The sequence below is a fragment of the Pseudohaliea sp. genome, from assembly GCF_054552115.1.
In genome coordinates this window covers 1-21,000 of record NZ_JBTOLW010000042.1, presented here as the reverse complement: position 1 = coordinate 21,000, position 21,000 = coordinate 1, and the positions used below count along the sequence as shown (strand labels likewise).

General features: G+C 62.7%; 24 protein-coding genes. 7 read left to right on the top strand and 17 right to left on the bottom strand.

Annotated features, from left to right (window positions below):
* Positions 1-103 precede the first annotated feature (103 nt).
* Positions 104-292, bottom strand: a complete 189-nt coding sequence (locus tag ACX93N_RS15375) for a hypothetical protein (RefSeq protein WP_459429326.1) — start codon at positions 290-292, stop codon at positions 104-106.
* Positions 293-401: 109 nt separating this feature from the next.
* On the opposite strand from ACX93N_RS15375, the gene ACX93N_RS15370 reads away from it, so the two are divergent.
* The 4 genes from ACX93N_RS15370 to ACX93N_RS15355 all read left to right on the top strand — a co-directional run bounded on the left by ACX93N_RS15370 (position 402) and on the right by ACX93N_RS15355 (position 3,820).
* On the top strand, positions 402-1,304 hold the full coding sequence (locus ACX93N_RS15370) for a LysR family transcriptional regulator (protein ID WP_459429325.1): 903 nt from the start codon (positions 402-404) through the stop codon (positions 1,302-1,304).
* 115 nt (positions 1,305-1,419) lie between these two features.
* Positions 1,420-2,400 (top strand): DMT family transporter, encoded by a 981-nt coding sequence (locus tag ACX93N_RS15365; protein WP_459429324.1) that lies wholly within the window; start codon positions 1,420-1,422, stop codon positions 2,398-2,400.
* A gap of 87 nt (positions 2,401-2,487) precedes the next feature.
* On the top strand, positions 2,488-3,096 hold the full coding sequence (locus tag ACX93N_RS15360) for a flavodoxin family protein (protein ID WP_459429323.1): 609 nt from the start codon (positions 2,488-2,490) through the stop codon (positions 3,094-3,096).
* Positions 3,097-3,298: 202 nt separating this feature from the next.
* Positions 3,299-3,820, top strand: a complete 522-nt coding sequence (locus tag ACX93N_RS15355) for a DUF4136 domain-containing protein (protein ID WP_459429322.1) — start codon at positions 3,299-3,301, stop codon at positions 3,818-3,820.
* A 95-nt stretch (positions 3,821-3,915) separates the two neighbouring features.
* On the opposite strand, the gene ACX93N_RS15350 is transcribed toward ACX93N_RS15355, so the two are convergent.
* Positions 3,916-4,548: a class I SAM-dependent methyltransferase gene (locus ACX93N_RS15350; protein WP_459429321.1), complete on the bottom strand. Its 633-nt coding sequence runs from the start codon at positions 4,546-4,548 to the stop codon at positions 3,916-3,918.
* A gap of 101 nt (positions 4,549-4,649) precedes the next feature.
* Here ACX93N_RS15350 and ACX93N_RS15345 point away from each other — a divergent pair, with 101 nt between their 5' ends.
* Positions 4,650-5,561, top strand: a complete 912-nt coding sequence (locus ACX93N_RS15345; RefSeq protein ID WP_459429320.1) for a LysR family transcriptional regulator — start codon at positions 4,650-4,652, stop codon at positions 5,559-5,561.
* 54 nt (positions 5,562-5,615) lie between these two features.
* Here ACX93N_RS15345 and ACX93N_RS15340 read toward each other — a convergent pair whose 3' ends face one another.
* The gene (locus ACX93N_RS15340; protein WP_459429319.1) at positions 5,616-6,098 is read right to left on the bottom strand and encodes an FKBP-type peptidyl-prolyl cis-trans isomerase; all 483 of its coding nucleotides are present in this window, start codon (positions 6,096-6,098) and stop codon (positions 5,616-5,618) included.
* A 251-nt stretch (positions 6,099-6,349) separates the two neighbouring features.
* Positions 6,350-7,198 carry a methyltransferase domain-containing protein gene (locus ACX93N_RS15335; RefSeq protein WP_459429318.1) on the bottom strand — a complete coding sequence of 283 codons (849 nt, stop codon included), beginning with the start codon at positions 7,196-7,198 and terminating at the stop codon, positions 6,350-6,352.
* Between the two features lie 284 nt (positions 7,199-7,482).
* Between ACX93N_RS15335 and hutX the strand changes: the two genes are divergently transcribed.
* Entirely contained in the window at positions 7,483-7,941 is a 459-nt protein-coding gene (hutX, locus tag ACX93N_RS15330) for a heme utilization cystosolic carrier protein HutX (protein WP_459429317.1), read from the top strand.
* Between the two features lie 288 nt (positions 7,942-8,229).
* Here hutX and ACX93N_RS15325 read toward each other — a convergent pair whose 3' ends face one another.
* The 8 genes from ACX93N_RS15325 to ACX93N_RS15290 all read right to left on the bottom strand — a co-directional run bounded on the left by ACX93N_RS15325 (position 8,230) and on the right by ACX93N_RS15290 (position 17,065).
* Positions 8,230-9,051, bottom strand: coding sequence for a type 1 glutamine amidotransferase domain-containing protein (locus ACX93N_RS15325; RefSeq protein ID WP_459429316.1), 822 nt, complete (start codon positions 9,049-9,051; stop codon positions 8,230-8,232).
* A gap of 3 nt (positions 9,052-9,054) precedes the next feature.
* Positions 9,055-10,974 carry an arylsulfatase gene (locus ACX93N_RS15320; protein ID WP_459429315.1) on the bottom strand — a complete coding sequence of 640 codons (1,920 nt, stop codon included), beginning with the start codon at positions 10,972-10,974 and terminating at the stop codon, positions 9,055-9,057.
* A 31-nt stretch (positions 10,975-11,005) separates the two neighbouring features.
* Positions 11,006-11,602, bottom strand: coding sequence for a TetR/AcrR family transcriptional regulator (locus ACX93N_RS15315; RefSeq protein ID WP_459429314.1), 597 nt, complete (start codon positions 11,600-11,602; stop codon positions 11,006-11,008).
* Positions 11,603-12,205: 603 nt separating this feature from the next.
* Entirely contained in the window at positions 12,206-12,364 is a 159-nt protein-coding gene (locus tag ACX93N_RS15310; RefSeq protein ID WP_459429313.1) for a hypothetical protein, read from the bottom strand.
* 153 nt (positions 12,365-12,517) lie between these two features.
* A complete protein-coding gene (locus tag ACX93N_RS15305) occupies positions 12,518-13,123 on the bottom strand; it encodes a hypothetical protein (protein ID WP_459429312.1) in 606 nt (201 codons plus the stop codon).
* Positions 13,116-13,472 carry a hypothetical protein gene (locus ACX93N_RS15300; protein WP_459429311.1) on the bottom strand — a complete coding sequence of 119 codons (357 nt, stop codon included), beginning with the start codon at positions 13,470-13,472 and terminating at the stop codon, positions 13,116-13,118. Before ACX93N_RS15300 ends, ACX93N_RS15305 begins: the two co-directional genes overlap by 8 nt.
* A gap of 229 nt (positions 13,473-13,701) precedes the next feature.
* A complete protein-coding gene (locus ACX93N_RS15295; RefSeq protein ID WP_459429310.1) occupies positions 13,702-16,005 on the bottom strand; it encodes a TonB-dependent receptor in 2,304 nt (767 codons plus the stop codon).
* 13 nt (positions 16,006-16,018) lie between these two features.
* Positions 16,019-17,065 carry an alpha/beta fold hydrolase gene (locus ACX93N_RS15290; protein ID WP_459429309.1) on the bottom strand — a complete coding sequence of 349 codons (1,047 nt, stop codon included), beginning with the start codon at positions 17,063-17,065 and terminating at the stop codon, positions 16,019-16,021.
* 133 nt (positions 17,066-17,198) lie between these two features.
* Here ACX93N_RS15290 and ACX93N_RS15285 point away from each other — a divergent pair, with 133 nt between their 5' ends.
* Complete coding sequence (locus tag ACX93N_RS15285; RefSeq protein WP_459429308.1) at positions 17,199-18,089, top strand: LysR family transcriptional regulator; 891 nt, start codon at positions 17,199-17,201, stop codon at positions 18,087-18,089.
* A gap of 208 nt (positions 18,090-18,297) precedes the next feature.
* Here the strand turns inward: ACX93N_RS15285 and ACX93N_RS15280 are convergent, their stop codons facing one another.
* From ACX93N_RS15280 to ACX93N_RS15260, 5 genes are all read right to left on the bottom strand, one after another.
* Positions 18,298-18,639, bottom strand: coding sequence for a GFA family protein (locus ACX93N_RS15280; RefSeq protein WP_459429307.1), 342 nt, complete (start codon positions 18,637-18,639; stop codon positions 18,298-18,300).
* Positions 18,640-19,110: 471 nt separating this feature from the next.
* A complete protein-coding gene (locus ACX93N_RS15275) occupies positions 19,111-19,371 on the bottom strand; it encodes a hypothetical protein (protein WP_459429306.1) in 261 nt (86 codons plus the stop codon).
* A gap of 43 nt (positions 19,372-19,414) precedes the next feature.
* Entirely contained in the window at positions 19,415-19,975 is a 561-nt protein-coding gene (locus ACX93N_RS15270) for a hypothetical protein (protein WP_459429305.1), read from the bottom strand.
* Between the two features lie 61 nt (positions 19,976-20,036).
* Positions 20,037-20,810 carry a ubiquitin family protein gene (locus tag ACX93N_RS15265; protein WP_459429304.1) on the bottom strand — a complete coding sequence of 258 codons (774 nt, stop codon included), beginning with the start codon at positions 20,808-20,810 and terminating at the stop codon, positions 20,037-20,039.
* Positions 20,811-20,869: 59 nt separating this feature from the next.
* Positions 20,870-21,000: transposase (locus ACX93N_RS15260; RefSeq protein WP_459427662.1), on the bottom strand; the 131-nt coding region annotated here is incomplete at its 5' end.

The following is a 21,000-nucleotide window of genomic DNA, read 5'->3' as shown; positions in this document are numbered from 1 at the left end:
CCCACTGAGAGCCATGCTCTCCCTGATGCTCAAGCACCATGCGAACAGCTCGCTCCCGGAACTCCGGTGGATACTTCGGTCGTTTGTTCATCGCTCCATCCTCTCAAGGTCTGGAGCCTCCGACAAACCCGGAGCGATTCACGGCCGCTCTCGAGCTCTCGTTCATGAGGTTCAGGCGGCCGATTTCGTCGGCCGGGCCCCAGGGGCTGGTTCCAACCTCCCGGTCGGCGTTTGCCGTGAACGAAATGGCCAGCAGGAGCCCGACGGTGAGGGAAAGCGCTTTCTGTTTCATGGTTTTCTCCAGGTGTGGTTGCCTGGGCAAACCCTAGTGCCGGATCAGTCGTTGATAATCGTCCCGTTTTGAAAGACTCTGTTCACGGATCGTTACGAGTGGGCCCCGGGTGGAAGACCTTAACGATATCGCCGTCTTTGTCGCGGTCGTCGATGCGGGCAGCTTCACGCGCGCTGCCGAGCGCCTGAAGGTCTCTCGTCCGGCGGTGAGCAAGCAGGTGAGTCGCCTCGAGGAGAGCCTGGGAGTGCGATTGCTGCATCGCACCACGCGGCGCCTGAGCCTCACGGAGGCGGGAAAGATTTTCCACGACAGGGCGAGCCGTGGCCTCGATGACCTTGCGGAGGCGAAGGCCGAGGTTTCTTTCCTGCAGCAGAAGCCACGGGGCGTTCTCAAGGTCAACGTGCCGATGTCCTTCGGTATCCTTCACGTCGCGCCGTTACTGCCCGCCTTCCTTCGCGCGAACCCGGAACTGTCGGTCGAGATGGACCTGAACGACCGCAAGCTCGACGTGATCGAAGAGGGTTTTGACGTCTCGGTGCGTATCAGTGACCTGCCTGACTCCAGCCTCGTCGCGCGTCGTCTTGCTCGCTGCCGGCATGTGATTGTGGCCGCGCCGGAGTACCTCGCGCGCCACGGCGAGCCTAAATCCCCGGCAGACCTGCGGGCCCATGAGGTGCTCGGTTACAGCCTGCAGCACTCGGCGTTGCAGTGGCACTTCCTGGCGCCCGATGGTGAGCCGGAACAGGTCACGGTCAGGGGACGGCTGCAGGCGAACAACAGTCTTGCGCTCCGGGAATCGTTGCTGGCCGGAATGGGTATTGCACGAACGCCGGCGTTCCTGGTGGGTGATGACCTCCGCAAGAACCGCCTTGTCGCAGTGCTCGGTGACTATCGTTCGCCGGAGATCTCCATCTACCTCGTGTACCCGCAGCGGCGCCACCTGTCGCCGAAAGTGCGCGCCTTCGCCGATTTTCTCGCGGAGCATTTCAGGGATCCGCCTTACTGGGAATGAGCCGCTCGGGACGGTGATTCGTCAGCCGCTGTTACCAGTCATTTTCTTCTGAGGGCGATTATTCCGCCCTGCCCTGCCCGTAGGCTGTTCCCCCTCGGATACGGAGGAACAGGGCATGACGACAGCGGGTATCGAAACACCGGAAAGGCGACTGACTGGCCTGGCCACGCCCTTGTGGGAGGATGCTGCGGCCAGGCCAGGGCATTGGCTCCTCGCCCCCCATGCACTGCTACTCGCCAGCGGCAGCCTGCTGGGTATGAAGTTGCCGCTGGGCAAGGTGGCGAGCGAGGCCGGCATCCCCGCGCTTGTCTGGGCCGGGATCGTATCAGCCGGTGTGGTGCTGATGCTGCTGCCGACGCAGCTGACGCGCCGGGGGCTCCGCCTGCCCGGAGCTAAGGTGCTGCGCTACACGGCAATATCCGCGCTCATATCTTTCATCATCCCCAACCTCCTGCTGTTCACTGTCATACCGGAAGTAGGCGCGGGTTACACGGGCCTGATGTTCGCGTTGTCCCCCGTGTTCACGCTGCTGCTCGCCACGGTGCTGGGCATGAAGACGCCGGACCGCCTCGGCATGGTCGGCATCGTGACCGGGTTGATCGGCGCGACCCTTGTCAGCCTCACGCGCGGTGTTTCCCCGGAGGCCCCGGCACTCGGCTGGCTGCTCGGGGCGGCGGCGGTTCCCGTGGCACTGGCGAGCGGCAATGTCTACCGAAGCCGGTACTGGCCTCCTGGCGCCGCACCAAACGCGCTGGCTTTCTGGGGCCACGCCTTTGCCACGTTGTGCTTTGCCTTGATCATTTTCGGGACCCTGCGCGCGTTACCGCTGGCTGAGCTGGCAGCGATCAAGGAGCTGATTGCAGTGCAGCTGCTGCTCTCCGGCCTGAACTTTCCCCTGTTCTACCGCCTGCAGCGCGATGGCGGGCCGGTACTTCTCAGCCAGGTCGGATTTGTGGCGGCGGCCGTGAGCCTGATGGCGGCGACCGTCTTCCTGGGTGAGCGCTACAGCCCCATGACCTGGCTCGGTGCTGCAATTATCGGCGCCGGGATTTTCGCAACGGTCACGGCACAACGTCTTGAGGCCCGAAGGTCTTGATTGAAGGGATCAACGTCAGTACCGCAACAGTCAGTTCTACAACAGTCAGGTCTGCAACAGTCAGGTCTGCAACAAAGGAGAGTTACTATGAACAGCGAAGCAAGAGTCGCGGTGGTGTACCACAGCGTGACGGGCACCACTGCCCGGCTGGCCGAGGCCGCCTTGAGCGGTGCATCACGGGTCGATGGTATCGAAGCGTTTTCCGTCTGCCTTGAAGGCGCGGATATGGAAGCGGGCCGCTACCGTAACAGTGGGGTGCTGGAGGCGCTGAGCCGGGCCGACGCCATCATCTTCGGGTCGCCGACCTTCATGGGATCCGTCTCGGCCCAATTCAAGGCCTTCGCCGATGCGACCAGCGAGTTCTGGTTCCAGCGGCGCTGGGCGGGCAAGTTCGCGGCCGGCTTTACCGTTGGCAACAATCCGAGCGGCGACCAGCTGAGCACCATCCAGTACCTCTCTGTCTTTGCGAACCAGCACGGCATGCTCTGGGTTGGCATCGACCTGCCGGGTGGGTTCGATGCGGCGGGCCGTAACCGCATGGGCGCTCAGAGTGGTCTCATCGCCCACGCGCCGGCAGGGGTCATCGAAGGCGTCGACCTCGAAACAGCACGTTATCTTGGTTCACGCGTGGCATCGGTGGCGAGGCAGTATCACCTGGGAGCGTCGCGCTTGGGGTGTGCAGACGTCGCGATCTGAAAGCCGCAGAAAGAGCCCCAGAAAAAGATCCGGGAAAGGCCCCGGGAAAGTCCCCGGAAAAAGCGTGGTGTAAATTCGATATCGCCTGCACTATGCTTTTCGCGGCCTGGGGTGAGGAGGTCGCGTTATGGGTATCATGAGGGAAGGCTTGCTTTCTGGGTCTTTGTGCGCCCGCCTCCTGGTGCCGGCATGTCTTGCGTTCATGCTCGGCTGCAGCGGTGTGGATGTCACACCGGCTGCCACGGAAGCCTTCGCGGGTACCGGCTATACGCGTTACGCCTGGCGCAGCGACCCGCCGTCGCAGACGACCTACAGCAAGGATATGCTGGCGCGGAAGAGCCCCTCGATTCGCGCGGGCGTGGAAGCGGAGATGGCGGAACTCGGCTACCGGCGCGTCGACCGGGCCGAGGCCGAATTCCTGATCGAGTACATCGCGGCGCCCGGGTTCAATGATGGGCAGCTGTCCTACGGTGGGTCCAACGACATGCTCTACGGGAGCTCCGTGAACCGCCAGATCGACGGCGCTTCCGCCGATAATGCTGAAGCATTGAGCGGTCCGGTCGAGACCGCGGAAATGGAACTGGTGTTCCTGGACGCGGCCTCGGTGGAGGTGCTCTGGCGGGTACAGATCAGCATGGTGATCGAAGACGCCAACCGCATCGACCATGATGCGGTGCGCGGTGCCGTTCGCAAGGCGATAGCCGGCTTGCCGGCCGCACCCTGACATAACCTGCCGATACGCAGTCAGACCTCAGTCAGACCTCAGTCAGACCTCAGTCAGACCTCAGTCAGACAATGCATCGCCGATCGCTTCCCGGGTCAGGTGGAATCGACTTTCCTCGCTACCAGGAACAGGCTGTTCGTGCGTCCGTGGGTCCAGTGCTCCTGTTCCTCGAAACCGGCAGACGCCACCTCCCGCCGCATGTTCCCGGCACGCAGGAAGCTCACGTAGGGTGCCTTGCCCAGCCATTGCATGACCGGAATAACGGGGCGGAGGAACCACAGCCGGTCGGCGAGGCAGACCGTGCTGGAGACCAACAGGCCGCCGGGTTTCAGGATTCGGTGAACCCTGGCCAGGGCGGCCCTTCGGTCCGGCAGCAGGTGAAGGAGGTTCAGCGCCAGGACCATGTCGTAGCTGTCGTCCGGCGCCTCGAAGTCCTCCACGCCGGCCTGCCTGAAGCTGACGTTTTCGATGCCGGCGTCCCGCGCCTTCTGCTGTCCGATCGCGATCATCGCCGCTGACACGTCGGTCGCGTCGATCCGTGCCACATGGCGGGCATGCTCGAGCGCTGTCGATCCGGTGCCGCAGCCGAACTCCAGCACCGCCATCGAGGGCTGCATGAACGCCTGCGTTGCCGCCAGCTTCCGTGCATAGGTCTCGGTGTCGGCAATGGGTTGCCTGCTGTAACTCGGAGCGACCCGGTCCCAGAAATCCGATGATGTCACGGCCACGGCGGCGTCCTCTGCGGGTTTGCGTTGTCTGATGGCTCATTGGACCATGCATGCATTGCAGATAGAATGCTCTTTGTAGTGGGTCAGCCATACAAAAACCAATGAACTGGAGCGATATCGCCTTCGATTGGAACCAGGTCCGGGCGTTCCTCGTCGCTTCTGAAGAGGGGTCGCTTTCTGCTGCCGCCCGCGCGCTCAACCAGACCCAGCCGACGCTGAGCCGGCAGGTGACAGGCCTCGAGCAGTCGCTCGGCGTGATCCTGTTCGAGCGAGGGCACCGGAAGCTGCAACTGACCACGGCAGGTCTGGAGCTGCTCGAACACGTTCGCGTGATGGGTGAGGCGGCAAACCGGGTATCGCTCGCGGCATCCGGGCAGTCCCAGGCGATCGAGGGTCGCGTACGCATTACGGCGTCGGAGATGATGGCGACCTACTGCCTGCCGCCCATGCTGCGCAAGCTGCGCGAACAGGCACCGGGTATCGTCGTCGAGGTGGTGGCTTCTGACCGGGTCCGCGACCTCATCCGGCGCGAGGCCGACATCGCCATCCGCCACGCGCAACCGGTACAGCCTGATCTCATCGCCCGGCGCGTCGGCTTCCTGAGGGGCCGTATCTATGCCGCGCGGAGCCTGCTGGACAGGGTCGGCATGCCGCGCGATTTCGATGACCTCAAGGACCGGGATTTTGTCGGCATCGACGACACGGCAGCGCTGCTCGAGGGGCTCGCGGAGCAGGGGCTCGAACTGCACCTCGACCAGTTCCGGGTGTCATCGGGCAGCGGCAACTGCATGCTGCAGCTTATCCGGGAGGGGCTCGGCTTCGGCTTCCTGCCCATGGATACCGGCGGACTGTTCCCGGACCTCGTTTGCGTCTTGCCGAATCACTTCAACCCGCCGATCCCGATCTGGCTCGTGTCCCACCGGGAACTGCATACCAGCCGTCGTATCCGCGTCGTCTATGATCTCCTCGCGGAGGAACTCGGGACGCTCTCGGAAGCACCCGTCCAGCGATGACGCGGTGCCGTCTTCCCCGGCCGACGTGCCACAGCGATCGGGGCTGGCAAAGGGTCAATGCTGGTGCCCACCGGGCCCGTGCGCATGCCGATGGGCGATCTCTTCCTCGGTCGCTGCCCGCACACCAAGAATCTCGACGTCGAACACGAGATCGCGGCCGGCCAGGGGGTGATTCGTATCGAGGTCCGCGCTGAACTTGCCCACCTTGAGGACCGTGGCAGGCCGGCGTCCCTCGGCGGTGTTGACCTGCACGAGCATGCCCGGCCGCAGACGGCCCCGGTACAGCAGGTGCTTGATGGGTACCCGTTGCTGCCGGGCGGGGTCGCGCTCACCGTAGGCCTCTGCAGCGTCCAGCGCGACGCTGAAGACATCGCCTTCAGCCCCGCCTTCGAACTTGCGCTCGAGGCCGGGCAGGAGGTTGCCCGCGCCGTGCAGGTAGAGGCTGGGCTCGCCGTCGCGTGAGGTCTCCAGCGCCTCGCCGCTGGCGTCGCGCAGGGTGTAGTGGAAGGAAACGACGGTGTGTCTCTGAATGTTCATGGTCACGCCTGACAGTCCGGGACAGGGGCCGCGGGTTCCCGGGTGGTAGCTGTGGGCCGCTGGCCTGCTGCGGTAGCCGCTGCGCCGGATTCTAGAGGTTCCGGCCGCGGTGAACCATGGTCTGCAGTACTCAGGTTGGAAACAGCGGGCCGCTCACGCCCGGTGCCGAGGGGCGTCCCGGCCCGGCCGGGGCGGGCAGGATGCTAGCGAGTGGGCAAGGGCTGTCGCCGGCATTCTCGTGCGCGCGGCCGTTAAGGCGTTGCCTTTTCGAAGACGAAGATCCCCCAGGTCAGCAGGCCTTCCCGGCCGCCATCCACCCAGTGGCCCAGGCCGGCCTTCATGCGCTCGATGTACCCGTCGCTGACCCCCTTGTTGTGCAGTTGCTCGGTCGACCCGGCCAGGACGTCGCGCACCCGCGCGTAATGGCGCACGAGCTGCTGTGGCTGCTCGTCGAAGGTCACCTCCCGCATGCCCAGCGCGCACAGGGTCTCGCGGTAGAAGCGCGGCGATGCCAGCGAAGCGAGGTGGAGGCGGTCGTAGACCGGCCCCAGCCGGTCGGCGGGGGCATCGTCCACCTGCATCGGGTCCGTGAAGACCAGGAGCCCGCCGGGTTTCAGCACGCGGGCGGCCTCCGCGCAGACAGCGGCGCGGTCGCCGGCGTGCAGAAACGCCTCCTGGGACCAGGCTCGATCGAAGGTGGCATCCTCGAAGGCGAGCGCCGTGAAGTCACCGGAGACGACGTCGACCTGCGCATCGAGGCCCGCTTCGTGCGTCATGCGGCGATTGCGCTCGTTCTCCACCTCGGCGAGGTTCAGGGCGACGCAGGAGCAGCCGAATGCGCGGGCGAGATAGCGCATGGCACCGCCGTAGCCGGCGCCCAGGTCCAGCACCCGTGTGTCGGGGGCCAGCGGCGCAGCGAGCTCGGCCATGCGCGCAACGGTGCGGCGGCTGGCCTCGGCAATCGGCTCGTCGGGGCCGGCATAGAGGCCGACATGGATGTCCTCGCCGCCCCAGACCTCGGCATAGAAGGTATCCGCATCATCGCTGTTGTAGTACGCGCGCGCCGTCTCCACGGCACGGGAATCACTCGGCTGGCTCATTGTTCACTGCTCCGTTGCTGCCTGGCTCGCCGTGCCCCCACCGCCCTTGCCTTCGGCATCCTCGACGCGTCGAAGTGCCATGGCAGCTTTCTGGGCCGTGCATGACGCTGTGATCGTAGGTCTGCGCGGGGCATTCGATGACTTCTCTACTCAGGCTAGCGCCTGTGCCCGGGCATGGCCAGCAGCGCTTGCTGAGGCGTCAATGCATATGATAATTACTATCATTTGTTCGATGGCATCACCACGATCCAGGTACACGTACTAGGGAGCAGGAGACTGAGCTGATGAGTGAAGGCACTTCAGGCGCCGCGACAGAGACGAGGGTGAGTGATAAGGCGAGCCCCGATACTTCTACACCCACGGTCACGCTCCCGGGGGCGCGCGCTCGGGAAATCCTCGAACAGCTTCCCAGCTGGGGGGACGTGGTCACGATCGTCCTCCATGGCGGCTGCGTCTTTGAATACAAGGGGCCTTTTCCGCCGGGAGAAGTCGGACGGGGTTTCTACAATCTCAAGGGGACCCGCCCGGGGTTCGAAGGTCACCTGCGTCTCGACGCCATTGACCATATCGGCTTCCAGGACAGGCGTCATGCCGGGCGTATCGCCCATGCGCTGACTTTCAATACTGCTGACGGCACGAACCTCTTCAAGGTGTTTCTGGGGCGTAGCGACAACGGTGAGCTATGGCCGGGGCAACTGAAGGCCTACGAAGCCCTGCGCGCGCAGGGAGGCACCGGGAGCTAGGCAGGGTGCCGATGCCCCCTGAGGGTGTGACTTGCTGTGGCAGCTCAGCGAGCGCTCTTGGCGGTCAAGGAATCAGCACAAGCAGCAGCGTGGATTCTTTCCGGACGTTGTCATCGGCGAGGGTGCGCCTGACCGTACCCCTGCATGCGAAGATCGGGATCTGCTGGTGCGGCGGGATGCTCTCCCTTGCTCGCCAACAAGGGGGCATCGCCTTTGCGGAACGAAACGTCCGCGACCTGGGCGGCAAAGGGTATCCACTGTGGGTGCCGGACGCCTGGCATGGCGTGATTAGTCCGCCAGGATTTCCAGGACGCGGTGAGCCGTCTCGTAGCCACTGTTCTGGTTCTGGCCGGTGACGATGTTGCCGTCCACGACGACGTGGGTTGCGAACATATCCACGAAAGCCGTCCGTGATTCGAACTCCGCACCGGCCTTTCGTAGCTCCGTCTCGGGATGCTTTGGCGTGACCTCTATGCCGAGCTGCCTGATTTGGCGATCGGTGACGCCGGTCACTCTTCTTCCCTCAATGAGCGGTGAGCCATCTTCGGCCTTCGCGCTGACCAGGCCCAATGCGCCGTGGCACACCGAGCTCAGGATCTTTCCGTTTGCGTTGGCCCTGGTGATGACGTCCGCCAACTCATCGGACTGCGCGAGGTCATAGGCCGCACCCCAACCGCCAGCCATGTAGTAGACATCGTACCTGGCGGGATCGATTTGACTGATGGGAATGGAATTTTTCAGCTTGGACATAGCGGCCGGGTCTTTCCTGAAGCGTCTGTCCTCGGGCGTGGCCAACGGCCAGCCCATAGAATGCGGTTCAACGGGAATCTCGCCACCCTGAATCGACGCAATGTCGACCGCCATGCCCGCATCCAGGAACACGTAGTACGGCACGCTCATCTCCGAGCCGAACACACCGGTCGCCTTACCGGTCTCGCCCAGGGTGTCGTGGCTGGTGGTGATGATCAAGGCACGCTTGCCCGCCAGGTCAAACGGTGGAACGTGGTGGCTTGGATGGAGCCCCAGGACATGCAGCACGCGGGGCAACCCGACGTAAACGATCACCACCAGCAACGGTATACCGATCAAGGCGTACTTCCACCATTTCATAGTCTAGGTCCTCTCCGGTGGTGAAATGCGATGCCGGCCGACGAGCCTGAACAAACGGCACATGCCATACAGAATGGCAGTCAAAGCCGCCAAAAATGCCAGCAACAAGTACCAGTAGTTGGCCGAGAACTTCTTGATCCCGTTGATAGCAAGTTGTTTCCGCGCGCTATCGCCCGCAGCCATCTCGAACACGCCGACATCGTTGGCGTAAAACTGATACTCGTTCAGCATTTCCTGGAACACAGCCGGGTGCTTTGCCGAGACATCGTTAGTTTCACCCGGGTCGGACACAACGTCGTACAGGTGCCACTCCCCATCGCCAAACGGTTCGGGCGTTTTGGTGATTTTCCAGTTGCCGCGATAAAGCGCGGCGGCGCCACTTACCTCAAAGGCGAACGAGTCTTCCTCGCCGTACACCTCGCCTACATGACCGGCCAGCATAGGCATCAAACTGCGTCCGTAGAATTCGTCAGGCGCGAAGGTCACGCCGGCAGCGTCCAGCAGGGTCGGGGCAATATCCGCAACCTGAGACCGGCCGCCTACAAAACCGAGGGCTTCGATGCCGGGACCTGCGATGATCATCGGCACGCGCAGCCCCCCCTCGGAGGCGTTGAACTTGAACAGGTGAAACGGCGCTGCAGAAACCGACGCCCACTCCTGACCGATCGCGCCCATACTGCCTGGCTGCCCCAGATTCTCGTAAGTTACGTCCCAACCTTCAATTGCCATCCATGCACGTTCCAAGGCCAGCGAGGCAGGTGAGGATGTTTTGCCAAGCGTATTGTACTCGGGACCGTTGTCCGATGTGACGATGACGATCGTATTGTCGAGCTCTCCTTGGGTCTGCAAATGGTCGAGCAGGCGACCCAGGTGAAAGTCGGCCGCCTCCATCATTCCGGCGTTGACCTGCATGACCCGAGACCAGTACACCTTTTCCTTGTCGCTCAGTGCATCCCAGCTTCGCGACTTGTGCGCTTTGTCAGAGAGGCGGGTACCCGGAGGGAAAACACCCAGCTCAATCGCCTTTCGCAGCCGTTCCTCACGCATTACGTCCCAGCCGCGATCAAACACGCCATCGTACTTGTCGATGTACTCGGTTGGGACCTGGACGGGGATGTGAATGGCCTGAAAAGCCAGGTAGCCAAAAAACGGCTTGTCCGGCTCAGCCCCGTCCAGGTACTCGATCATCTTGTCGACGATGTCGCGGGAGGAGTAGAAGTCTTCGGGCAGGGAGATGCGCTTACCGTTCTCGAACCACTTCACTTCCTTGTAGAGCGGCAAGTAGGATTTTGCGCGGTAGTTGCTCGACCCGGTCGAATCGAGGACCCACGAACGATCAAATCCGAAACGATGCGGGAGGTTGGCGCCGATAGCACCGATTCCCCACTTGCCAGCCACGAAGGTCTGGTAGCCGGCCGCCTTGAGCCGCGAAGCGATGGTCTTCTGCTCCTCTTGCCACCGCATGCTGTAGGCCGGCAACGCGCGCATCTCGTCCGTCAAGACTTCGGTGATACTGCCGGCGCCGACCACATGGTTGTCTTGTCCGGTCAGCAGCGATGCGCGGGTTGGCCCGCATTGTGGATGCGTGTAGTACCTGCTGAGCATGACACCAGCCTGGCCCAGCTCGTCGATATTCGGCGTTACGGTGTCGCTGCCATAGGCGCCAAAGTCTGTGAAGCCCGCATCGTCGAGGAGTACAAGGAGGATGTTAGGACGCGCACGCCCGGTCTCGGCGACAGCGCCAAGAGGTATTGCCATGGCGATAGCGGCTACGATCAACAGGCTCCTTGGAACTCGGCTTGAGGTGAGGTTGCGCTCCGCCACTCGCTCAACCAGCAGCACGGTGACGGCCTCCCGCAGCGCGTATGCCGCCACTGCGCGCAGGACCGGTAAGCCGATAATCCCGAGCGCGAATCGCTTCATTCCTCCTTCCCTTCTCTACCGGTCACCGGGTTCACGGCGTCATCAACCGTCCGCCAAGGAGGCGAAAGATCATGTCGATGCCGGGTCGCAAATCGGTGTCGCCCGCCCGGATGATCGTCAACAGGCCCTCCAGCGACATGATGAGGGCCTGGCTTAGCGCTCCGGGGTCCAGGTCCGGGTCGATCTGACCGGCTCGCTGGGCGCGCAGGATCTGTTGCTGGAAGGCGGTGTCGATCAGGCGCCAGCCGCGAAAAATCGCGGCGCGAACTTCCGGGACTTGGCCGTTGGCGTGCGCCGCCGTGCTCGCCAGCAGACAACCCCGAACTCGGGGCTTGCAGTCATAGGGCTGGAGCGTCGACGTGAAGAAGTCATGCAGGCCTTTCAGCGGATCGTCTGCGGCTTCGAGATAGCGCCGGACGCGGAACACGATGACATTGTCGACATAATAGTCGATGCATCGCGCGAGGAGATCGTTCTTGCTCGGGAAGCGCCGGTAGATTGCCGGGGCTCGAAGATCGAGCCCCTCTTCGAGATCACGCGTTGACAGGGCGTCCGAGCCCTTTGACCAAAAGAGGCGGGTCGCGCGCTTCAGGAGTTCATCCTGCTCGAACTTGGCTGGCCTGCCCATGGATCTTCACTCTCCCAAACGCTGCACTGGTTTTTTTAACGAACGCTACAAAAAGGATCTTCTTATGTCAAAGGCTTAAGTGTATTGAGTACCTGCAAACCTGATCCTAAAGATTCAGTTGTTAACCGGGTGACCAGGACCGTGGAATGCACGTTAGCCCGGATGGGGAGCGGTGAGCGCCGGTCGAAGGTCAAAGGTCTACTGCTGCCTGTTGCCCGGCGCAAACCTGTTGACCGTATCAGCTCTCCGGGCAACCCACTCGGTCTCACTGAATGGTTACAAAGCCTCTGTGAATGTCGTTTTCATGATTGATGCTTCTGGCTTTTCCATCGATGAGTATCCGAAGACCTCGGGGTAGCCACGTGCCCCGTTTGCGGTGCGTGCTCACCAACGGGCAGGCGCTTGGTCATCCGGCCGCGCCACCCATGGAAAACACTAGCGCCCAGGCTGCCCACACACTCGCCGCCGGCGGGGCCGCTGCAAGCAGCCAGGAGCAGTGTGATCAGTGCGCCAGCGGCCAGGTGTTCTCCGTTTACCGAAGGCTCGCATCGGTCGTCTTTCAGGCTGAGCCGCGTACACCTCTTCACAGCACGTTCTCGACAGCTATTCCTTCGGCATCGGAACACGCATCAACCGCTGGCCTGTGACAACGCCCGCAGGGCTCACCATGAGTTGGTCACCGTTCGGGTCCGGTGACCAGGCGACATTGATGCTGAGGCGCTCGGCGGTATCGCCCGCGCGCATCAACAGCAGATTCGCCACGGCGTGTTGTCCGCCATCGATTTGTCGCGTCCAGGTCGACCCTGTGGCGTCCTTGGTGACCCAGCGGCCCTGGCGCTGCCACCCCTGCTCGCGAAGCTGGTCCTCCAGGTCCGCTGCGATCGCTTGCCTGTCTTCCAGTGAAGCAACATCGACCTAGGAAGTCTGCTGGAAGTCACCGCCGGTGGCGCCGGGGTAGCCGGCGGCTATGTTGTCCGGAAGGTAGAGGTCCGGCATGGGTGCCCCGCGGCGTGCCGCGGGCGACGCCGCCCAGGCGGGGACGCCCGGGAAGTCGCAGCGCATGCCGCCCGTTCCTTCCGCATAGGAAATGAAGGTCTTGCCGGCACGCTTCACCGCTGAGACGACGAGGGACCGTTCCCGGCCATCGCGGCACAGCAATGCGCTGCTCGGGCGACTTCCGGTGTTGAAGGCACCCCTCACGTGCCCGGGGTGCCCGGTTTCCCACCAGCCGTTGTTCTCCATGGCGGCGATTGCCGCACGGTAGGCGGTCCCCTTGTCCTGCTCCGATCGGTACACCACGGTCCTGCCCGTTCCGTCAATTCTGGTGCCCACCAGCGAAAAGCCCTCGGGCAGGAATAGCTTCGTGAAGTCGCCCGTTGCCTCGGTGGAGTAGGCAGGCAGTGAGCCCTGGAACCAGTTACCGAGGAATGCAGCGGCCACATCTTCCTCCACGCAGGCGAAGGGATCACTGGCGTGGCCGGGAACAGCAATCAGAGCCGCCGCAAGAAAAACACTACGCATTGTCAGGGTCTTGCCTGTGTCGATAGCTCGGGCGTTCCTCATCTGCCGTCTGCGCATGCTCAGAGAGTTGTCGAACGGCCTCGGGGTCATGACGCACATAGCGTTCGAGGAGATCAAGGAGCTTTTCGTCCGGGTTTGTTGCGAAGTAGTGTGAGCACAGCAGCGAGGCACCGAAAACGACGGCGAGTACCGGGATTACATGGTAGGGCTCGTCGAGCCAGCGGAACCACAGGTTACTCACCAGCAGAGCCAGCGAAGAGAGGAAGAATGACCAGGTCGCTTGGCTGCGTCGTCTGCTGCGTGCTCTGCGATCCAGCAGGTATTCGATTTCCCTTGCAGTCAATCGCATCTTCGCTCCCCGCGCTCGGGTGATGTCTACCCGGGTACTTACGAGAATAGTGTCCCGGCGTGACATCTTCCAGCGCAGGTTGCGGCGTACTGTTATTGCCCTGCGCGACCGCCAGGCTCTGCCTGGACGTGAGTTCAGGTTGCCGCCAGGGCCGGCGGGGGCGTTGAAACACAGGCCTGTACCGGGGCCCAAGGTCTGAAGTCCAGCCTCGGGGCCCCGGCCAAACAAGCTAGAAGTGATAACTGAAGCGGGCCATGTAGGTCCTCGGGTCTCCGAGGACACAGCGCTGTACTATCGTGTTGTTCGCTGGGTCCAGTGCTCCCAGCGCTGCACCGAACGGCTGATCGAACATCTGGATGCAGTATCCCTCCTCAGTAAGGTTGTTGCCGAAGAGCGTGACCTCCCAGGCGCCCCCCGCGTCGCGTAGTCCCAGGCGCCCATTCATCAGACCGTAGCTGTCCTGCACCGTCTGCGGGTTGTTGTTGGACACCGCACCGACATTCTGCTCGTCAATCCAGCTGTAACTCAGCCCGGCGAACCACTCGAGGTTGCCGCCGAGCGAGCCCGTCCAGTCAGCGGCCAGGGAAGTCTGCCACTCGGGCGAGAAATTGCGTCGCTCTCCTTCAAGGTCCTGCACAGGCCCGCCCGGCAGGCCCGGCGCGCCATCGAATTCCAGGTACTCGGAGTCGAGGTAGCCTATGCCAACCACGAACCTCAGCGCGTTGATGGGCGACCAGTTGATATCAGCCTCCAGTCCCTGCTGGCGGATTTTCCCGGCGTTCACTACGTTGAACGACAAGCCGTCGAAGGCGCGGTCCTGGAAGTCGACGATATCGGTTCTGTAAAGCGTGGCGTTGGCGGTCATGGCGCCGTCGAGGAGCGTGCTTTTGATCCCCAGCTCAAGGTTCTCAGTGTCCTCAGGCGCGAAGACACGACGTTCGGATCCCAGCGCAGAAGCGGCGCCCTCGGAATTGAAGCCACCGGATTTGTAGCCGGTAGATGCCGTTGCGAACAGCATGGTCCCCTCACTCGCAAACCAGCTCGCGTTGGCAAACCAGGTGAATTGCGAGTCGTCCACCGTCATAGCGAGCACTTCTTCCGGGGCCCGCACCAGCGAGCCGAAAGGGTTGTAGAGGGTCTGCACGAAATCCCCGTCTTTTTCATCACGCGTCCAGCGTCCACCGAGGGTGATGGCGAGCGCGTCATTGACGTTCCAGGTTGCCTGGCCAAAGACGGCAACGCTGTCCAGCTCCTGGGCGAAGACCGTATCGGTGATCGGTACCTGCTGGCCGGCTGCGCAAAGCGCAGCAGCGCCCGGGCCGGCAAGCCCGGCCACGGTCGGCACGCAGAAGCTGTCGCCCGCGTCGAAGGACTGGTAGATGTCGTACTCCTCGCGGTACCAGAAAGCGCCCGCCACCCAGTCGACAGTCTCGCCACCGGGCGAGAGCAATTGCACCTCCTGGCTGTAGGTCGTGGTCTCGTACTCTGTGTTTCTCGGGAGCAGATTCGTGGGCAGGCGCAGCGCACTCTCTACCACATTGGCGCGCCATTCGCGGTAGGCAGTGATCGAACGCACCGTCGATCCGTTGCCCAGCCCGTAATTGATGTCGAGTGCAAGCCCGGATTGCTCGTCCTCGAGCTGATCCCTGTGATCCTGGTTGATCTTCCAGTCGAAGCTGTCCGCTGTGGTGGGTGTGGCACCGTAGAGGGCCGTGCTCGTTGCGTCGAAGATGGGGTTCCGTGTTGAGTTCAGTACCTCGATGGCGCCATTCTCCGCATTGATCTCTGCATAGTCAGCTGTGATCGTTGCAGAGAGGCGGTCGGACAGGTCCCAGAGAAGCTTGCCGCGCAACACGAGATCGTCACGGGCACCGACTTCCTTGCCGTCGTAAAGGTTATCCGCGAAGCCATCCCGCTCTACATACTTCACCGTAAGGCGTCCTGCCACGGCGTCCGTGATGCCGCCACTCGCCATGGCACCGATTTCCGCGGCGCCGTAGTTCCCCAGTCCCCCCTGAATCATGGCTTCGGGCTCGAACGATGGCGATCGTGTCGTGATATTCAGCGCGCCCATGGGTGTATTGCGCCCGAAGAGCGTGCCCTGAGGGCCCCGCAGGACCTCGAACGACTCGATATCGATGAGTTGGCCGATCACCGAGCCGGGACGCGGGTAGTAAACACCGTCGATGAAAACGCCCACGCTCGGCTCAATTGCGTTGTTACCCGCCGAGGCGATGCCGCGGATCGTGATGCGGGTGTTGGTCTGTTGCGAGGAACTGGAAATATAGAAATTCGGGGTCATGGTCGCGACATCTTCGATGGTGTCGAGCCCGTTCTCTTCAAGGAAATCGCCGCTGAATGCCGTTATGGAGATCGGCACATCCTGGATGCTTTGCGCTCGTTTCTGAGCCGTGACAACGACTTCCTCAATCTCCGCAGCGCCGGACGCTGCTGCGGTTACCGCCAGCGCGAGGGCGGAGGCTCTGCGCAGAACGTCATGGTGGGTCCACGCTGCAGGTGCTTGCAAGGTCATAGGGTTCTCCTGATTATTGGTCTGCTCGGGTAACGGAACTGGCGGGACAGCCCGGAACGATTGCCGCCCCGCGCGCGGGGGGCGAGGGAGCGTCGCTTTCCTGCTGCCCAGCCAGGAAGTCCAGGATCTGGCGGGAAACAAAGGCAGGTTTCTCCGGAAGCAGCGCATGGCCACTGTCCGGCACGGTGACGTAGGTCACCTGATCGCCAAGAACTCGCTTTAGCAGCCCGCCGGCCCGGGCCGGGGGCGCGATAAAGTCATTTTCCGGTTGCAGTACCAGCATGGGGCGGCCCCCGGCGGCCTTGAAGTCGACATCGGGGGTGCCGGCCGCGCTCACCTGGGCCGTCGCCGCCGCTGGATGCCATCCCTGGAGCCAGCTGGATGCCGCATTCCCGGGCGCGAAAAAAGCTTTCTGCACGTGCGGTGAACGTTCGGCGGCTGTTGAGGCGTCGAAGATGGCGGCCAGTGACGCCCGTTGCTCCGCGTCGAGAGGCAATTGCCCGCCGGCTGCGAGTAGAACGACGCTCAGGACAGACTCGGGAAACCGTGTCGCCACGCTTCGTGCCACGCGGTTACCGAAAGCGTGGCCCACGACATGGAACGGTGTCGTTCCCAGGTACGCCATAGCGTGCCGAACGTCGCCGGCGAGCGCAGACAGGGAACGGTTCCGCTCCGGCAGGCCCATGGTGCTTCGCCCGATACCGCGCGGCTGGATGAGGACCACGCAGAACCCCCGGGCTGCCAGGTCATGGGTCAGTGTTGATCCATAGCGCTCCGTAAAATCGTCAACGCCGCGCCCCAGGGACGGGATGAGGACGACATTGCCGTGGGCCGTAGCGTCCCGTGGCCCATAGACGCGCACGTGGCTGTGTCCATCCGGCTGGCCGTCGTAATCACGCTCCACCATCCCGCTGTAGATGAGCAGATCATCAGCAGTACTCGCATGGGACTCCGGGCCTGGCAGCGCCGCCACAAGTACTCCGGCGACGAGGTGCGCTGCAATCGCTCGCAGGGCCCGGCCGCGCGCTGCGGCGTCGATCCATCCCTTGCGGGGAATCAACTGGAAAGTCGCTCGTGGGGGATGGCGCACTACGGAACATCTCGGACAGGTTCCCGAGCACTCTAAAGCGGCCTTGGCATAAAAAATAATGCCTTTACTTTATTTGTCCATAAATAAAGCTTATGTTCAGTCGATGACAACGACAAAGCAGATGCGGCATTTCCAGGCCGTAATGACAACCGGCTCCCTGCAGGAAGCCGCGGAGAGACTCCATATCACGCAGCCTGCGCTGACTCGCAGCATTTCCAAGCTTGAGGACGAGCTTGGCGTCCAGCTTTTCGAGCGATCCAGGGCCGGTATGGCTCCCACGGAGTTCGCCCTGGGCCTGGCGCCCCGCCTGAGAGGGCTGCTGCTCGAACTGGAGGATATTGCGCGTGATGCCCGTCTGTACAGCAACCTGGAGGTTGGCAGCGTCTGTGTCGGCGTTGGCCAGGCTATTCGCGAGCCGCTGGGAAGGCAGTGCATCGTGCCGTTCGTGGCGGCCAACCCGGGCGTGTCGCTCCGCCTGAAGGAAGGTACGGCGCCGGAACTGATCGGTGCCCTGCAAGCCCGCGATATCGACATGATCATCGCGGGAACCGCGAGTTATCGAGAGCACAAGTTCCTCAGCGTCGAGCCTATCCAGCGCGTCGCGCTTCAACCCATGGTGCGCCGCGGCCATCCCCTCACTGCGATGGCTGGGGTCTCCCTGAGCGACCTTCTCGTCTATCCGCTGGCGGCGCCGACGGCGCTCGGCGCGCGGCACCCCTTTCTTGAAAAAGTGGGCGATGCGCGGGAACTCCTCACCCCCAGGTACATGTGCAGTGACTATGCCGTGCTGGAAGAGCTTGTGGCCGCCACGGATGCCTGGACAGTCACCCTGGCAAGCGTATTCCATCGAACCCCGTCGACCGGGTTGCAGCCGCTGACGGTGGCTGGCTTTGACCTCAGCATCGAACTCGCGGTGCTCGAGCTTGCTCAGCGCAGCCGTGCGCCCGCTGCCCAGCGCTTCATTGATACGGTACGCAATGAATTGGCCCGATGAACCGCGGTAGTGAATCGGCGACTGCGGGGAACTGAGTAAGTGGACAAAAGGCCGGTGCAGCCCGGTGAGGCTTCGTCATCCGCTTTTTCTACAACGATGTCTCGCAGGGCTTCGTGCTTGAAGGTGAGGTCCGCGAACGTGCGCTACAGGCGGTGGCTATCCTCCTCAAGCTCCTTCAGCGTTAGGCACCCGGACGAAGAAAACGGCGTTACCCCTCGAAGGCTTCGGGATGTTGACGGCCCGCGTCGCCAATCTCGTCCCAGCTTGCCTTGGAGTCGACCCAGATGTGATGGATGACTTTCAGACCCTCATCGCCCGCCGTGATGGACCCTGCGGGTATGAAGGTTGTCGACGCGCTATTCTCGCCGGGAAGCTGTGACCCGCAGACGCTGCAAAACCACATCTGCCAGTCGTGACCAGGCTTCTTCCAGGTCGAAATGAGGTCTTCGCCGCTTGTCCATCGGAAGCCGTCGCTGCTCACAATGACGATGGCGTTCCCACATTCAGCCCGGCTCTCATGTAGGGGTACGGTCAAACTGTCATACCCCATTGGGTTTCGGATTCGCCCATAATAATTCAAAGAGCACTTCACGGAAATTCATCTTACGAAAGGCCACATGGTTAATGAAAAACACAATTTGGATTCTCGCGCTGCTCATCTCCACGCCTCTGGTTCAAGCGTCGAAACTTTGTCCGGACGGCAGCTATGTCGACCGAGGGCCATGCAAGCTGTGTCCAGATGGGTCTTACATAGGCGGCGGAGGCTCTTGCCGGCTTGCTCCTGACGGCAGCTACGTGCGAGAAACGGACCGACCTAATCGTGGTGAGCATAGTACCTCGCCGTACATGACTCCCAGAGGTGGCTATATCGAGGGTGGCAGAGGCGCTAGGATGTGTCCTGATGGAAGTTACGTCTCTGGGTCTCGATGCAAGTTAACTCCGAATGGAACCTACATTGGTGTGGACGACTAAGCCGATTGACGTGATCAATTCCGTACAGGTGCCTGATCGAGGCCGTTGATCAAGCAATCGCCCAGCCCATCAAGGTCACGCCGATAGTGCCGCCAATCATTGGCCCCACGATGCGCTTTCTGCGCAGCCCGCGCACGGCTGATAGCAGCAGCCCCAGGCCAAGGATCATCGCCGCCCAGTCGAGCACGCCGTGGAGGCCGGCGCCGGCGGCTATACCACTGAAGAAATCGATCAGTGCCGACGGGATGCCGGCGAGGAAGTTGCCTACGCCTTCACCAGCAGCGCGCACAATGCCAGAGGAGTTGGACATGGTCGGTGCCTGTATGAAAGGACTGCCAGCCCGGTGAAACCTGTCAGGCGGCCGATGCCTGGTCCCGTGACGGGGTGGCCGCCGGGGCCTCGCTGCCGTCGCCTGCGTCCGTCTCGGCCAGTTTGGCTTCAAGCTCGGCTACCTTGCGCTCCAACGCCGCCTGCTCCTTACGGCTCTCCTTCAGCGCCTTCTGCAGACTCTCGTTATCCTTCTGCTTCTCGGCCAGCTTCTTCTTGCTCGCATCGAGGTTTTTCTTCATGCGTGCGGGATCGAACTGGTTGAGCGTCTTGTTCTCCTCGCGGACCGCGTTGAGGTCTTTCTGCAGGGCCTTCAGCCGCTGCTTCAGCTCGGCGATCTCGCCCTGGAGGTTGTCGGCGCGGTTGTGGAGCTCGCGGTTGCGCTGCTCGACCTTCTGGGTGTCGCCGGCCTTGCCGGTCAGTTCCTGAATCGTTTCCAGCTGCTTGTCGATGGTGGCCTGGAGGTCGGCCTTCTCGGCGAGGGCGGCGTCGATGGCCGCTTGCTTGTCGTCCAGCTGCTGCTGGTATTCGGCGCGGAGCTCCTGTTCGAGCTCCATGATTTTTTCGAGGCGGTTGGCTGTGAGCATAGTGTCCTTGGGTTCTCTGGTGAGGGGATAGCCCTCGCGGGCAGTGATTGTTGGCTGTGGGTTAGGCGGGGTTGCTTCGCCGCAGGCCCAGGAGGGCCAGCAGGCCGGCCAGTAGCGCGAGGGCCCCGGCAGGCACAGTGGGTACGCCCACGCCGCCAAGGCCTGCGCCGACCGGGTCCACGATCTCGCCGTTTTCGCTGCCATCGGCATCCAGCGGGCCGCCGTCGGTCACGGAATAGCTGATTGTGCTGCCATTCACTGTGGCGCCGGGTACTCGCCTCCACGGATCGGTCTTCCAGGCTGTCGTTCCTGGGGGTAGTGCCTCGCCCACGTCGAGGGTAACGTCGAGGGTCGCGCCGGGGGCACAGAAAGAAGCCGTGAAGGCGACCACGCCGTAGGGGAACGGGATGCCGTCCGGCGGGGTGGCCGCCGCGGAAAAGACCGGGTCGGTCGCGAAGGTGCAGCCCGGGTCCCCGGTGGTGAAACTGATGGTGCCCTCACCACCACCGGGCAGCGAGCCGGTGAACGTCCGCCGCAGGGTCAGCACCAGGTGCAGCGTGGACTCTTTCTGGATGTTGTAGTCGCTGAGGGTGCGGCCGTCCTCGAGCTCCTTGCCGGCGAAGATCAGGGTCTGCTGATCGGGGGGAATGCCTTCCTTGTCCTGGAGCTTCTGCTTGACGTTCTCGATGGCGTCGCTGGGCTCAACTTCGAGCGCGATGTTCTCGCCGCTGGGCGTCCTCACGAAGATCTGCATGGCGTAGGCATGGGCTGCGCTGAGGGCCAGCAGCAGGGCGAGGAGGAGGTGGGGAAAAGGCGTGGTCTGTAGGCGCTTCAAGGCTCTATGTCTGTGCGGTTCCGTTCGCCCCGCGGGGCAGCTGGCGGGCAAAAAAAGGTTCATCGTAGATTACCGGGGAACGCCGCGCGGATCTTCAGGAAGAAATACGCCTCGTCCCGGTAGCCATAGGCCATCCGCTTGATGACCTTTATTCGGTTGTTGATCCCCTCCAAAACGCTGGTATGTAGTG

Coding starts and splice junctions, on each gene's coding strand:
- ACX93N_RS15375 (WP_459429326.1), bottom strand. CDS start 292: ATGAAACAGAAAGCGCTTTCCCTCACCGTCGGGCTCCTGCTGGCCATT.
- ACX93N_RS15365 (WP_459429324.1), top strand. CDS start 1,420: ATGACGACAGCGGGTATCGAAACACCGGAAAGGCGACTGACTGGCCTG.
- ACX93N_RS15360 (WP_459429323.1), top strand. CDS start 2,488: ATGAACAGCGAAGCAAGAGTCGCGGTGGTGTACCACAGCGTGACGGGC.
- ACX93N_RS15355 (WP_459429322.1), top strand. CDS start 3,299: ATGCTCGGCTGCAGCGGTGTGGATGTCACACCGGCTGCCACGGAAGCC.
- ACX93N_RS15345 (WP_459429320.1), top strand. CDS start 4,650: ATGAACTGGAGCGATATCGCCTTCGATTGGAACCAGGTCCGGGCGTTC.
- ACX93N_RS15340 (WP_459429319.1), bottom strand. CDS start 6,098: ATGAACATTCAGAGACACACCGTCGTTTCCTTCCACTACACCCTGCGC.
- ACX93N_RS15335 (WP_459429318.1), bottom strand. CDS start 7,198: ATGAGCCAGCCGAGTGATTCCCGTGCCGTGGAGACGGCGCGCGCGTAC.
- hutX (WP_459429317.1), top strand. CDS start 7,483: ATGAGTGAAGGCACTTCAGGCGCCGCGACAGAGACGAGGGTGAGTGAT.
- ACX93N_RS15325 (WP_459429316.1), bottom strand. CDS start 9,051: ATGAAATGGTGGAAGTACGCCTTGATCGGTATACCGTTGCTGGTGGTG.
- ACX93N_RS15320 (WP_459429315.1), bottom strand. CDS start 10,974: ATGAAGCGATTCGCGCTCGGGATTATCGGCTTACCGGTCCTGCGCGCA.
- ACX93N_RS15315 (WP_459429314.1), bottom strand. CDS start 11,602: ATGGGCAGGCCAGCCAAGTTCGAGCAGGATGAACTCCTGAAGCGCGCG.
- ACX93N_RS15305 (WP_459429312.1), bottom strand. CDS start 13,123: ATGCGTAGTGTTTTTCTTGCGGCGGCTCTGATTGCTGTTCCCGGCCAC.
- ACX93N_RS15300 (WP_459429311.1), bottom strand. CDS start 13,472: ATGCGATTGACTGCAAGGGAAATCGAATACCTGCTGGATCGCAGAGCA.
- ACX93N_RS15295 (WP_459429310.1), bottom strand. CDS start 16,005: ATGACCTTGCAAGCACCTGCAGCGTGGACCCACCATGACGTTCTGCGC.
- ACX93N_RS15285 (WP_459429308.1), top strand. CDS start 17,199: ATGACAACGACAAAGCAGATGCGGCATTTCCAGGCCGTAATGACAACC.
- ACX93N_RS15280 (WP_459429307.1), bottom strand. CDS start 18,639: ATGGGGTATGACAGTTTGACCGTACCCCTACATGAGAGCCGGGCTGAA.
- ACX93N_RS15275 (WP_459429306.1), bottom strand. CDS start 19,371: ATGTCCAACTCCTCTGGCATTGTGCGCGCTGCTGGTGAAGGCGTAGGC.
- ACX93N_RS15270 (WP_459429305.1), bottom strand. CDS start 19,975: ATGCTCACAGCCAACCGCCTCGAAAAAATCATGGAGCTCGAACAGGAG.